Below are 12,850 nucleotides of genomic sequence, written 5' to 3'. Positions count from 1 at the left end.
ATAGAAGATTCGGCATTCTGAACAATATGACAGCACCCATGTGCAACTTTTTTCTATATCATGCATATGCTGATATAGAGCATTAGCCCATTTCAATTACGAAAGGGAAGGGAGTTCGTTATTTTTGAAAATACACATTGTGCAACTTGGAGATACGTTATGGAATTTGGCGGAGAAGTATAATGCTTCTTTTGAGGAGTTGAAAAAGGTAAATTCACACTTAGCTAACCCGGAAAAACTTATGCCAGGAATGAAAATAAAAATACCTGGTTCCAAAAAATCAGTACAAAAAGAAGTGTCTAAAAAGGAACAAATGACGCCCGTTTCTAAAAAGAAAGAAGAGACAAAAACAGCAAAAAAAGAACAAAAAAAACCAGTACAAAAAGAAGAGAAGAAAAAAGAGGAGCATCCGTATAAACAAAAAACACCGACACCCATCGCTGTATTAAAAGAAGACGATCAACAAGAAAAGAAAAAAGAGCAATTTGAGGCAGTTATGCCCAAAATGCCAAAGGTACCCGCGATACCTATTTTAGAAAAAGAAATGAAAGCGGAGGAGAAGCCAATAAAGAAGGCCGAACCACCGAAGCCAAAAGAACATAAGAAAGAGCATAAGAAAGAAAAAATGAAGCCAAGTGAGGAACAGAAGCCAGCCTGCAAAGAGAAGCAACAGCCACCGCAGCAGAAGCCAGCTGAGTTTGAAGGATATCAGCCACAACCGGCGATACCTTGTGAGCCAATGGTATTGCTACCACAAATGATGCCAATATTTTACATGCCTTGCCCGCCAATGCCACCGATGCACCCTTGTAGTCCTTATCCTGGCCAGCCGGGAATGCAGCATGGTTTTCCTATGATGCCGCCAATGGGAGACTGCGGCTGTGGAAATCAATATCCATTACAGCAGACTCAAGGAACTTTTCATCCGATGCCGGCTGGATTTCCTACAGAACAATTTGAAGCAGCTAATCAAGACTTTCAAACAATGATGGCTCACCAGCGGCAAGCATCTGTAAATCAAATAAATCAGCAAGCACCTGCGCCTAAAGCATATCCAGCAGACGATATGGATATAACTTCTAATCAAAAGACAGATCATAGACAGTCATCAGCTTATAATCCAAATCATTTACCAACATCAGCATCATTTGTGCATAACCCCGGTCAGGTTCCGGGATTCGCTGAAAATCGACATTATTTCCAGCCTGATCAGACTGGTTTATCTGATTCACAAAGAAACACTTTCTATCCAAAGCCGCCATTTTTTCCGGAATTATCTGATAATAAACATGACGCCAATTCATAAAAGCTTAAATGTAAGAAAAACCAAGAAATGACTTGGTTTTAAAAACTTAGTGTGCCCGCCAAAGATTGGTGCTTCAATGAGTTTCGATGGGGCGAGTAATCAGAGTCCTGGCTGGAAGACGCCATAGAAAAACACACTTTTTTCTGGAAGATAAGTCCGGCGGAAAGCGGAGTGTATTTCTGGACGGCAATTTCCAGCATTTTTAACCCATTCTTATTCTCTAAAAATAGTGGTGTAAAAAATCCTTCCTTATCCATACTATAGTATGAGGGAGGATTTTATGATGTTTAAAATACAATATCTGTTTTATGCCATATTGGTAACATTATTTCTGACAGGCTGTGCAAATACATCTACAGAAGATGACGTAAGCAATGAACAGCCTGTTCAGCCAATTCACTATGAGGACAATAGAAATCAACCTGTTTCAGAAGAAGATCCTGAAGAACACGTTGAACCGCCGTCATTAGCATCTTTTGACAGGGAAGAATCTGCTGCATTCCAAGAATTAATTCGCGAGCATGCAGAAGTGGAGGATGCACAAGTTGTTACGGAAGCAGATCGCGTCGTCGTGGCAGTTCAAATGAAAATAGGTACAGATCAGCGTGATTTTGAGGAAATAAGTGAGGATATCGAGCAAATTCTGAATACAGAAAAGAAGCTGTACATTTATAATAATAAGGCAAAATGGGAACGGGTAAAAGATTTTTATGCACGGGATGAAGCGGATCAGATGGATAAAGAGATGGAACGTCTGTTTCAAAATCTATTCGAATAGTTGCAGGAAAAAGACGGTTTTCCTTTTCTGAAGGGACTTTTTTTGATATAGTAAAAAAAGAGTTTCGAGAGAGGAGTATGTCTAATGGCTGGACATTCCAAATGGAAAAACATACAGAAAAGAAAAAATGCACAGGATGCAAAAAAAGGTAAAATTTTTATGAGGCATGCAAAAGATATCTATCTTGCTGCAAAAAATGGCGGTGGAGATCTGGATACAAATGCCGCTTTGAGAACAGCTGTTGAAAAAGCAAAGGCTGACAATATGCCAAATGATAATATAGAGCGAAATATAAAAAAAGCAACAGGTACACTGGATGGTGCTACTTATGAGGAAATCACGTATGAAGGCTATGGTCCCGGCGGAGTCGCGGTAATTGTTCATGTATTAACCGATAATAAAAATCGTACCGCAGCGGAGATTAGACACGCTTTTAAAAAGAATGGCGGAAACCTTGGAGAAAATGGCAGTGTATCCTTTATGTTTGACCGTAAAGGATATATTGTGATTGAAAATGAAGATGGTTCTATTGATGAAGATACCATTACTTTAGATGCACTGGAAGCCGGCGCAGAGGATGTCAGTGTGGAGGACGGAGCTTATGAAATTTTCACAAGCCCGGAGGATTATCAAAATGTTGTTTCTTATTTAGAGGAGCAGTCTTACAAGCTGGCTGATGCAGAAGTCACATTAATTCCACAAAATTATAACTCTCTGTCTGAAGAAGATGAGGAGAAGATGATGAAGCTGGTGGACACATTGGAAGAAAATGAAGATGTGCAAGATGTTCATCATAATCTGGAGTCGAATGAATAAACTTCTATTTAGAAAAATAGAAGTTTATTCATTGATTTCGTCTCGAACAAAAGGAGTTTAATAATTTGATTGCATATATAAACGGAAAGCTTAGTTCCATAAAAGAGAATGCTGTCATTGTCGATGTACATGGTGTCGGGTATGAAATTATTTGCCCAAATCCGTATGTATTTGAACCGGAAATGAATCAGCAGGTCCAAATACATACGCATCATCATGTCAGAGAGGATGCGCAAATCTTATTCGGTTTTCGCAATACGGATGAGAAATACTTATTCACAAAGCTTATTTCTGTGTCAGGAATCGGACCAAAAGGAGCTTTGGCAATTTTAGCCGGCGTCAATATCCAAGGGTTTATTGCTGCCGTTGAAAATGAAGATGAAAAGTTTTTAACAACCTTTCCGGGGGTTGGAAAAAAAACCGCCCGTCAAATCATTTTGGATTTGAAAGGAAAGCTGGTTAATGACTTTGCCATCGAAAGTACTGCCGGGCACTCTGAATCAACGGCAAATACACAAGATCGGGAGATTGTTTCAGAAGCGCTGGATGCTTTAAAATCATTAGGCTTTACAGCAAGTGAATTGAAGAAAATTACACCGCGATTAAAATCAGATAGTACGCTTCAAAATACGGATGAAGTGATTCGCAAAGCATTCAGCTTGTTAGCAAAATAATGGCGCAGGATGTTCAAAAAGGAGAATAAAATGTCATATGAGACTTCTTGGACATGTACCAGAAAGGAGGGCTATCCTTGAATGAACGGATGATTGACGGAAATTTGCATGATGAAGATATATCGATAGAGCAAAGCTTAAGACCGTTGCAACTAGAGGATTATATTGGCCAGCCCAAGGTGAAGGAAAATTTAAGCATCTTTATTCAAGCAGCAAAAATGCGTGAAGAGCCACTTGATCATGTATTGTTATATGGACCGCCGGGATTAGGGAAAACAACGCTGGCTTCAATTATTGCGAATGAAATGGGTGTGCAGTTCCGGTCTACTTCAGGTCCGGCAATTGAACGGGCAGGGGATTTAGCGGCAATCCTTTCCTCGCTGGAGCCGGGAGATGTATTATTTATTGATGAAGTACACCGCCTTCCGAGAGCTGTTGAAGAAGTGCTGTATCCAGCAATGGAAGACTTTTTTATTGATATCGTAATAGGCAGTGGACCAAGCGCGCGCAGTGTCCGGATTGATTTACCGCCTTTTACGCTAGTAGGAGCGACGACACGATCCGGACTTTTAAGTGCGCCTTTACGTGACCGGTTTGGGGTACTCAGTCGTCTAGAATACTATGATGTATCTGACCTGCGCCTGATTGTCATGCGTACAGCAGATATATTTCATATGACCATTTCAGAGGATGCGGCCGTAGAGATTGCCCGCAGATCGAGAGGAACACCGCGTATCGCCAACCGTCTATTGAAAAGAGTACGTGATATTTCCCAGGTAAAAGGGGAAACAGAGATCAGTTTTGAGACAACAAGACAGGCTTTGCAAATGCTGCAGGTTGATGACGCCGGCCTGGATCATATTGATCATAAACTGTTAAAAGGGATTATAGAAGGTTTTGATGGTGGTCCTGTTGGACTGGATACCATTGCCGCAACAATTGGTGAGGAATCTCAAACGATTGAGGAAGTATACGAACCCTTTCTGCTTCAATTAGGTCTGATCCAGCGGACACCAAGAGGCAGGAAAGTGACGCCAAAAGCTTATGAACATTTTGGAATACCAATGGTAAATGGGGAAGAATAATGGGAAAAATCTTTATTATTGCCGGGATTATACTAATTGTAGCAGGTTTGCTTTGGTCATTTATCGGCAGACTTCCGGGAGATTTTACGTTTCAAAAAGGAAATATAACCTTTCACTTCCCATTAATGACATCCATTCTCGTTAGTGTTATATTAACACTAATTCTGTTTATTATAAGCAGATTCCGATAAGGTTCTATTCGATAAGAGGAAAGTAAGGAGATAGACATGAATATAGAAGATTTTGATTTCGACCTGCCCGAAGAATTAATTGCGCAGACACCACTGAAGGATCGGACGGCCTCCAGACTTTGCGTTTTGGACAAGCAGACAGGTCAAATACAGCACCGGCATTTTTCAGATATCAAAGATTATCTTCGTGCAGGAGATTGTCTTGTTTTAAATGACACAAAGGTTTTGCCGGCCCGTTTATATGGTGTAAAAGCAGATACAGGAGCTAAGATAGAGGTTCTTTTGCTGCATCAGGGAGAAGGCGATGATTGGGAAGTTTTAGTAAAGCCAGCGAAGAAAGTAAAAAAGGGTACCGTGATTGATTTTGGAGATGGATTATTACAAGCTGTTTGTACAGATATCAAAGAGCATGGCGGACGAAAAGTAAGGTTTTCTTATGACGGTATTTTTTATGAAATATTAGATGAGCTTGGTGAGATGCCATTGCCGCCATATATTAAGGAACAGCTTTCTGAAAAAGACCGATACCAGACTGTTTATGCCAAAGAAAAAGGATCTGCTGCTGCTCCAACCGCCGGACTTCATTTTACCGATGAATTATTAGGCCAATTAAAAGAAAAAGGTGTACAGATTGTTTTTATCACACTTCATGTCGGGCTGGGTACATTTCGGCCTGTAAGTGTGGATTCTGTCGAAGAGCACACGATGCACAGTGAATTTTACCGTATGTCCCAAGAAACAAGTGAAGTATTAAACAGTGCTAAAGCAGATGGAAGAAGAATTGTTTCGGTAGGAACCACTTCCACTCGTACATTAGAAACAATCGCCCGTGATAATAATGGGACGTTTGTGGAAACAAGCGGCTGGACAGATATTTTCATCTATCCGCCATATCAATATCAGGCGATTGATGGATTAATTACGAATTTTCATCTGCCTAAATCAACGCTTATTATGCTTGTAAGTGCATTGGCCGGCAAAGATGAGGTACTTCATGCATATCATGAGGCGGTGAAAGAGCGTTATCGCTTTTTCAGCTTCGGTGATGCCATGCTTATTATCTAGCTTAACCGGGTATAAATGCGTTATGATATGTTTAGACTGAAAAAAAAGGAAGAGAAATCATGATACCTATTACGTATGAATTCATAAAAACAGATAAACAGACAGGGGCAAGGCTTGGTCGTGTGCATACACCGCATGGTTCTTTTGATACGCCAACATTTATGCCTGTCGGTACCTTAGCAACTGTTAAGACGATGAGTCCTGAAGATTTAAGCTCCATGCAGGCAAATATAATCCTCTCTAACACATATCATTTATGGCTTCGTCCTGGAGAAGATATTATTGAAGAAGCTGGCGGCCTGCACAAGTTCATGAATTGGGATAAAGCCATTTTAACTGATTCAGGAGGGTTTCAGGTATTCAGCTTAAGTGATATGCGCCAAATTGAAGAAAAAGGCGTTCATTTCCGTAATCATTTAAATGGAGAAAAGCTATTCCTTTCACCGGAAAAAGCCATGCAGATTCAAAATGCATTGGGATCAGATATTATGATGGCATTTGATGAATGCCCTCCATACCCGGCAACATATGAGTATATGAAGTCATCTGTTGAACGGACTTCCAGGTGGGCAGAACGTTGTCTGGAAGCACATCAGCGCCCGGAAACCCAAGGGCTGTTCGGAATTATTCAAGGTGGAGAATACGAAGAGTTGCGCAGACAAAGTGCAAGTGATTTAGTCTCACTTGATTTTCCAGGTTATGCTATTGGCGGGTTATCCGTGGGTGAGCCAAAAGATGTGATGAATCAGGTTCTCGAATTCACAACACCGTTATTGCCGGCCAATAAGCCGAGATATTTAATGGGAGTAGGCTCTCCCGATGCTTTAATTGATGGAGCAATCCGTGGTGTAGATATGTTTGATTGTGTGCTGCCGACCCGTATAGCCAGAAATGGAACCTGTATGACTTCTAATGGCAGGCTGGTCGTCCGGAACGCAAAATATGCACGTGATTTCACGCCGATTGATGAAAATTGTGACTGCCATGTGTGCAAAAACTATACAAGAGCTTACATTCGACATTTAATAAAATGCAATGAAACATTCGGATTCCGACTTACGACTTATCATAACCTGCATTTTCTGTTAAAATTAATGGAGCAAGTCCGAACTGCTATAAAAGAAGATCGACTTGGTGATTTCAAAGAGTCATTCTTTGAACAATATGGATTGAATCAAGAGAATCCAAAGAACTTTTAGGAAGGAGATGGAACATATGGAAATGATTACACCAATTTTATGGATTGTACTTATGTTTGCTATTTTTTATTTCTTACTTATTCGTCCGCAGCAAAAGCGTCAGAAGCAAGTAAGAGAAATGCAGGATAGCCTTCAAAAAGGAAATGACATCGTAACAATTGGCGGATTACATGCGAAAATCCATGCCATTGACGAAGGTACAATCGTGTTAATTACTCCAGAAGGAACAAAATTAACATATGATCGTTCTGCGATTCGAGAAGTAAAACAATAGTATAATGCATAAAAAAAGCTAATGGTTAACCATTAGCTTTTTTTATGCATTATATCCGCTATAGAGTATGGAGCTTATTTCTCTTCTATGGGACTTGAAAAGTTTACACCGATAATCCCTCCCAGGATAGCTGCAATCAGATAAAAGCTATGATACATTGCTTGCGTTAATGAAAAGCCCTGCTGATATCCAAGAAACTGCACGAGGAAAACAAATCCGGTAAATCCTAATCCAATCAGCACACCTAAAAGCCAACCCTTTGCTTTTCCTTTTAAACCAGTAACCAGTCCGCAAATAAATAAAATAAGCAGCCCGATGATAAAGGTAGTCCAGGATAATGTTGTTTCTTTCATATCTATAAATTTCAGTAATAATCCTAACGTAAAACTTAAGAAAAAAAGTAAGCCAAACAATATGATCCAGCCGTAGAGTAAGGATGTCCATTGAATCTTCTCCATGTATTCATCTCCTCCTGAGTTTGTCCCTTACTCTATCTTTATGCCGGGACATCTAATTTAGAAGCTAAATTTTCTCTGCTTGTACCTGCTCCCTAAAGAAGCTGAATAAGAAGCAAATGGCTTGTTACATGCCCTTTTTTCGGAAAAATGGCAGCTGTTGCAATTCATCCTTGCGAATAAATCGTAATAGAATCAGCAGAATCATATAAACCAGGACAATGATAACCAGCAGCAGGATAAATGAAATTAAATTTGTATTATCGGTGTAAAATTGATTCTTGATATAATATGTCAGCAGAAAAGTTGCTCCGCATAGGATAATCATACGGGTTATATCTCTCCAGGCAGGGAAATAATTGATTTCTTTTTTTAGTACGGCAATATGAAGAAGGGTAACGAGAACAACATTAGCGCAGATCGCAATTGCTGCTCCTTTAATTCCCAGATTTGAGCTGGTTGCCAGCAGGATCATAGCCCCAAATTTTAAGATAACGCCAATCAACGTATTCCACATGGCTGGACGGGCTAAATCCAGGGCTTGTAATGCTGCTTGTAATGGAGCTTGAATGTACAAAAACAGGAAAAATGGTGCCATGATAATCAGTAATGAAGCAGCAGAATCAGAGCGATACATCAGATCGAGCAGATCTGCTGCAAATAAGGTCATCACAATCGTAGCTAATGCCCCTGATGCAAAGGAAATCCGGATAGATTGGTGGATGCGGCTATGAATCAGTTCTGTTTGATTTTTAGCTCCTGCCTCAGAAATAGAAGGAACGAGGGCAATAGAGAGGGAGCTTGTAATAAATGTCGGCAAAAATAACAAAGGCATGGTGTAGCCCATTAATTCTCCATATTGCTTCGTTGCAGCTGCAGCAGTGACACCTGCGAGTGCGAGAGACTGGACAATAATGATTGGATCAAGAAAATTTGAAATAGAACCAATCATTCTATTTCCCAATGTTGGCATAGAGATGGATAATAGTTCTTTTGCTGTTGCCTTTCCAGACAGAACTGTTTCTGTAAAATGTTTTCGTATTCTCAGCTTTCTTTTTTGACGAAATTTTCGAATCATGTATAAGAGAGAAGCAAATTCACCAATAATAATACTGAACATAGCACCGGCTGCGGCGTATTCAATTCCATAAGGCAAGAGAATATAAATAAATACACCCACAAATGTAATCCGGACAATTTGCTCCAGTACCTGAGCAACACTTTGGGGTTTCATATTCTGTTTTCCCTGAAAATAACCTCTTAATACTGCTGATACAGCAGCAATCGGAATAATTGGACTAATAACAACCAGAGGAAGTAATACACGGCTGTCTGTAAATAAGGTAACGGATAAAATTGGTGCAGCCAGTATCAAAAGCGCTGTGAACAGGATACTTGCACTTAAGGTGATAGCCAGGGAGACAGCAACAATTTGTTTTATTTTCTTCGAATCATTTTGAGCATCTGCTTCAGCTACACGCTTGGAAATAGCAACTGGAAGACCGAATTGAGTCAGTGTCATCACTAAAAATAAGGTAGGCAGAGCCATCATGTAGAGTCCGACACCTTCCTCACCCATAAAGCGCGCTACGACCATACGGTTAATGAAACCCATAAAACGGGTAAGCATCCCGGCGATAATTAGAATCAATGCTCCCTGGATAAAGGTTTGTTTTGTCATTTATGTTGCCCCGCCTTCTCAAAAAAATAAATTTGATATACAATGATATATATGCTGGATAATGGACAAACCATGACAGTTGAATGAAAAAGCCATACAACTGGGAAAGCTTCATGGAGATCAGGTAGAAATGGTGGGATGAAATGGAGAGCCAATATGTAGACGCGTGGAAAGAAATGGTTTACCCGGCACTAAAGAGCAAACAAGAAGAGTTGGAAATGCTGGGTTATGAGCAAGCCACTCCAGAGGATGTGTGGAGATGCCTTTCGGTAAAGGTTTGGAATAGGAAGTCTGAAAAAAGATTGCACGAAATTGTTCAAGATATTTTTCATTTAAAATCATCTGTTTATTTGAGCTATTTAACGATTCAATCCTATGAGAATGATGATTTAGCCGCTTCGATTGAAGCGCTTATTGGTAATTCACCAAATACGGGTAAATAACATGGATTCAAAGGTTGATATACGAAGGAGGAAGTGCAAACGATGAAAAAAAGAGGCAGACTCGTTGCCTTTTTTCTTGTCATCGCAGTTTTGGCAGGAGTAATTGGAACAACGTTTAGCAATCTAGTAAGTAATGTAAATCTTGGCTTGGATTTGCAGGGAGGCTTTGAAGTTTTATATGAAGTAGAGCCTGTGAATGATGACCAGGAAATTTCAAGCAGCCTGATGGAAGGAACGGTTCAAACATTGAATGACCGCGTAAATCGGCTGGGAATCAGTGAAGCGGTCATTAATATAGAAGGAGAAGATCGAATTCGGGTACAGCTTGCGGGAATTGACAATCAGGCTGAGGCAAGAGATTTACTGTCCACCTCGGCACAACTTTCTTTCAGAGATGTTGATGATAAAGAATATCTTGATGGATCAGACATTGTTGAAGGAAGTGCCAGTCAGGATTATAATCCAAATACAAATGCGCCGATTGTCACCTTACAGCTGCAAGATGCAGCGAAATTCGGTGAAGTAACGGAAGAAATTAGTCAAATGGCTGATAACCGTCTTGTTATTTGGATGGATTATCAGGAAGATGAGGATTCATTCGCAGAAGAAGTGATGAAAGAGGAGCCTAAATTTGTTTCTGCTCCAGCAGTAAGCCAGGCCATCCATTCCAATAATGTCATGATTGAAGGGAACTTTACGGTAGAATCAGCACAACAAATGGCTGATATCATTAATTCTGGTTCACTGCCTGTACATATGAATGAAATTTTTTCTACATCTGTAGGTGCACAATTCGGTGAACAAGCATTAAATGAAACGGTTTTTGCCGGAATTATCGGGATCGGTTTAATCATTCTTTATCTTTGTGTGTTTTATCGCTTCAGCGGTATCATCGCTTCGATTAATTTAGTTGCTTATGTATTCCTGGTAGTTTTAATTTTTGAACTGCTGAATGGGGTTTTAACATTGCCTGGTATAGCTGCGCTAATTCTCGGAGTCGGGATGGCAGTTGATGCGAATGTTATTACTTTTGAACGTATTAAAGAAGAGTTACGGACTGGTAAGTCTGTGAAAGCTGCTTTTCAATCTGGAAACAAAAATTCGTTTGTAACCATTTTGGATGCGAACTTAACCACTTTAATTGCAGCAGGTGTGTTATTTGTATTTGGAACAAGCTCTGTTAAGGGTTTTGCGACGATGTTAATCATCAGTATTTTAATTAGTTTTATTACAGCAGTATTCGGCACAAGAGCTCTCTTGGCATTATGGGTTCAAAGTGGCTTCCTGAAAAAAAGAAAGGCTTGGCTTGGTGTTAACAAAAACCAAATCAAGGATATCACAGAAGGGAGCGAGCTTGAGCCAACGATTTTTAAAAAGCAGGTTAATTTTACGAATCATCGTAAGAAATTCTTTACCTTTACATTGCTGTTAGTTGTCATTGGAGCTATTATCATCGGTATATTTAGAATTAACCCTGGTGTTGATTTTACAAGTGGTTCACGAATAGAGGTTGTAGCTGATCAAAGCTTGACGGAAGATGAAATTGTAGAAGAATTTACAGTACTGGGCTACGAAGTAAGCTCTGTAAATTTATCCGGTGAAAACAATGATATCGGCGTTGTCCGTTTTGACACGATTCTTGATGAGGGAGAAGTAGACAATGTTCAGCAGCATTTCCTGGATTCCTATGGCCATGAGCCGAGTGTGAGTGTTGTATCACCAATTGTTGGTCAGGAACTTGTAAAAAACGCTATTTATGCAGTAGCAATAGCATCACTGTTTATTGTTGCGTACATTGCGATTCGCTTTGAATTCTTCTTTGGGGTGACGGCAGTTATTGCCCTCCTGCATGATGTGTTCTTTATGCTGGTGGCATTCAGTTTAACCCAAATTGAATTTGATGTGACAATTGTAGCTGCTATTCTAACGATCATCGGTTATTCTTTGAATAATACACTCGTTATTTTTGACCGGATCAGGGAAAACATTCGCCATGAAAAAACCGTCAAATCCTTTAAGAAACTGGCGGAAATTGTTAATAAGAGTATTGTTCAGTCCTTTACGCGGACAATGAATACATCGATTACAACCATTATTGCTGTTGTTGCTTTTATGGTGCTTGGAGCATCATCGATTTGGGCATTTGCTTTTGCTTTGTTAATCGGATTATTGGCCGGGACGTATTCTTCTCTATACTTAGCTTCACAGCTTTGGTTAGTATGGAGAGGCAAATCCGTGAAAAAGAAGCCAGTTGACTTTAGAAAGAAAGAACGGGTGGAAGGTCCGCAGGTTTAAAAAACTTAATAGTGAAGCTGAACACCTAAAGAGAGCTTTCAATACAGTAATGTCTCCAGATAAGCCTAAAAAACAGCATTTCTTGAACAATGGCATTCTAAAAATGAAAGCTCTCTTTTATTTTTTCAGGCTTAACATAATATTAAATCGGGTAATGAATAGATAATAAATATGTATTGATGGAGGAAGTTTTTATGAATGGACAAGTATATGTTATACTCGCTATTATATTTGTGATTATCATTGCAGTGTTTGCTGTTATTAATGTAGATCCGGTAACAGTAAACTATTTATTCTGGGAGACGGAATCACCTTTAATTCTCGTTATTCTCTTTTCAGTATTAATGGGAGGGTTAATTACTGCAGCAGTAGGAGCTCTCCGGCTTTATAGAGCACATCATGATGTCAAAAAGCTCAGCACAGAAAACGAACGTTTGAAAAAGCGAATGGCAGCGCATGGAATTATGGATGAACAGAATGAAGAAGAAAACAAAAAAGAAACTCGAAAAAAACTGCGTCAAGAAGCGAAACAAGCCCAAAAAGCAGATAAAGAATAATCTGTCTTATTAATTTCTTTCTTACTTAAAG

General features: G+C 39.7%; 14 protein-coding genes. 12 read left to right on the top strand and 2 right to left on the bottom strand.

Annotated elements, in window-relative coordinates; all coding sequences use genetic code 11:
- Positions 1 to 124: 124 nt before the first annotated feature.
- The 9 genes from safA to yajC all read left to right on the top strand — a co-directional run bounded on the left by safA (position 125) and on the right by yajC (position 7,388).
- A complete protein-coding gene (gene safA / locus FLK20_RS21510; RefSeq protein WP_194165488.1) occupies positions 125 to 1,306 on the top strand; it encodes a SafA/ExsA family spore coat assembly protein in 1,182 nt (393 codons plus the stop codon).
- Between the two features lie 283 nt (positions 1,307 to 1,589).
- Positions 1,590 to 2,084 (top strand): YhcN/YlaJ family sporulation lipoprotein, encoded by a 495-nt coding sequence (locus tag FLK20_RS01240; protein ID WP_194165487.1) that lies wholly within the window; start codon positions 1,590 to 1,592, stop codon positions 2,082 to 2,084.
- Between the two features lie 84 nt (positions 2,085 to 2,168).
- Positions 2,169 to 2,900: a YebC/PmpR family DNA-binding transcriptional regulator gene (locus tag FLK20_RS01235; RefSeq protein ID WP_152654743.1), complete on the top strand. Its 732-nt coding sequence runs from the start codon at positions 2,169 to 2,171 to the stop codon at positions 2,898 to 2,900.
- Positions 2,901 to 2,965: 65 nt separating this feature from the next.
- Positions 2,966 to 3,574 carry a Holliday junction branch migration protein RuvA gene (ruvA, locus tag FLK20_RS01230; RefSeq protein WP_152654742.1) on the top strand — a complete coding sequence of 203 codons (609 nt, stop codon included), beginning with the start codon at positions 2,966 to 2,968 and terminating at the stop codon, positions 3,572 to 3,574.
- Between the two features lie 77 nt (positions 3,575 to 3,651).
- Positions 3,652 to 4,659 (top strand): Holliday junction branch migration DNA helicase RuvB, encoded by a 1,008-nt coding sequence (gene ruvB / locus FLK20_RS01225; protein WP_152654741.1) that lies wholly within the window; start codon positions 3,652 to 3,654, stop codon positions 4,657 to 4,659.
- Entirely contained in the window at positions 4,659 to 4,850 is a 192-nt protein-coding gene (locus FLK20_RS01220) for a DUF2905 domain-containing protein (protein ID WP_152654740.1), read from the top strand. The genes ruvB and FLK20_RS01220 overlap by 1 nt, the downstream gene beginning before the upstream one ends.
- Positions 4,851 to 4,886: 36 nt before the next feature.
- On the top strand, positions 4,887 to 5,915 hold the full coding sequence (queA, locus tag FLK20_RS01215; protein WP_152654739.1) for a tRNA preQ1(34) S-adenosylmethionine ribosyltransferase-isomerase QueA: 1,029 nt from the start codon (positions 4,887 to 4,889) through the stop codon (positions 5,913 to 5,915).
- 59 nt (positions 5,916 to 5,974) lie between these two features.
- A complete protein-coding gene (gene tgt, locus FLK20_RS01210) occupies positions 5,975 to 7,114 on the top strand; it encodes a tRNA guanosine(34) transglycosylase Tgt (RefSeq protein WP_152654738.1) in 1,140 nt (379 codons plus the stop codon).
- Between the two features lie 16 nt (positions 7,115 to 7,130).
- On the top strand, positions 7,131 to 7,388 hold the full coding sequence (yajC, locus tag FLK20_RS01205; protein WP_152654737.1) for a preprotein translocase subunit YajC: 258 nt from the start codon (positions 7,131 to 7,133) through the stop codon (positions 7,386 to 7,388).
- Between the two features lie 74 nt (positions 7,389 to 7,462).
- Here the strand turns inward: yajC and FLK20_RS01200 are convergent, their stop codons facing one another.
- Both FLK20_RS01200 and spoVB read right to left on the bottom strand, forming a co-directional pair.
- Positions 7,463 to 7,846: a TIGR04086 family membrane protein gene (locus tag FLK20_RS01200; protein WP_152654736.1), complete on the bottom strand. Its 384-nt coding sequence runs from the start codon at positions 7,844 to 7,846 to the stop codon at positions 7,463 to 7,465.
- 124 nt (positions 7,847 to 7,970) lie between these two features.
- The gene (spoVB, locus tag FLK20_RS01195) at positions 7,971 to 9,524 is read right to left on the bottom strand and encodes a stage V sporulation protein B (protein ID WP_152654735.1); all 1,554 of its coding nucleotides are present in this window, start codon (positions 9,522 to 9,524) and stop codon (positions 7,971 to 7,973) included.
- A gap of 143 nt (positions 9,525 to 9,667) precedes the next feature.
- Here spoVB and FLK20_RS01190 point away from each other — a divergent pair, with 143 nt between their 5' ends.
- From FLK20_RS01190 to FLK20_RS01180, 3 genes are all read left to right on the top strand, one after another.
- The gene (locus FLK20_RS01190; RefSeq protein ID WP_152654734.1) at positions 9,668 to 9,967 is read left to right on the top strand and encodes a post-transcriptional regulator; all 300 of its coding nucleotides are present in this window, start codon (positions 9,668 to 9,670) and stop codon (positions 9,965 to 9,967) included.
- Between the two features lie 42 nt (positions 9,968 to 10,009).
- Positions 10,010 to 12,262: a protein translocase subunit SecDF gene (secDF, locus tag FLK20_RS01185; protein ID WP_152654733.1), complete on the top strand. Its 2,253-nt coding sequence runs from the start codon at positions 10,010 to 10,012 to the stop codon at positions 12,260 to 12,262.
- A 194-nt stretch (positions 12,263 to 12,456) separates the two neighbouring features.
- Entirely contained in the window at positions 12,457 to 12,819 is a 363-nt protein-coding gene (locus FLK20_RS01180; RefSeq protein WP_152654732.1) for a LapA family protein, read from the top strand.
- Positions 12,820 to 12,850 lie beyond the last annotated feature (31 nt).

Origin of the sequence: Oceanobacillus sp. CFH 90083 (assembly GCF_009389585.1) — a bacterium.
Classification (GTDB): domain Bacteria; phylum Bacillota; class Bacilli; order Bacillales; family Amphibacillaceae; genus Oceanobacillus.
Note: the sequence above shows the minus strand (reverse complement) of the source record. Positions and strands in the feature narration are given on the sequence as shown.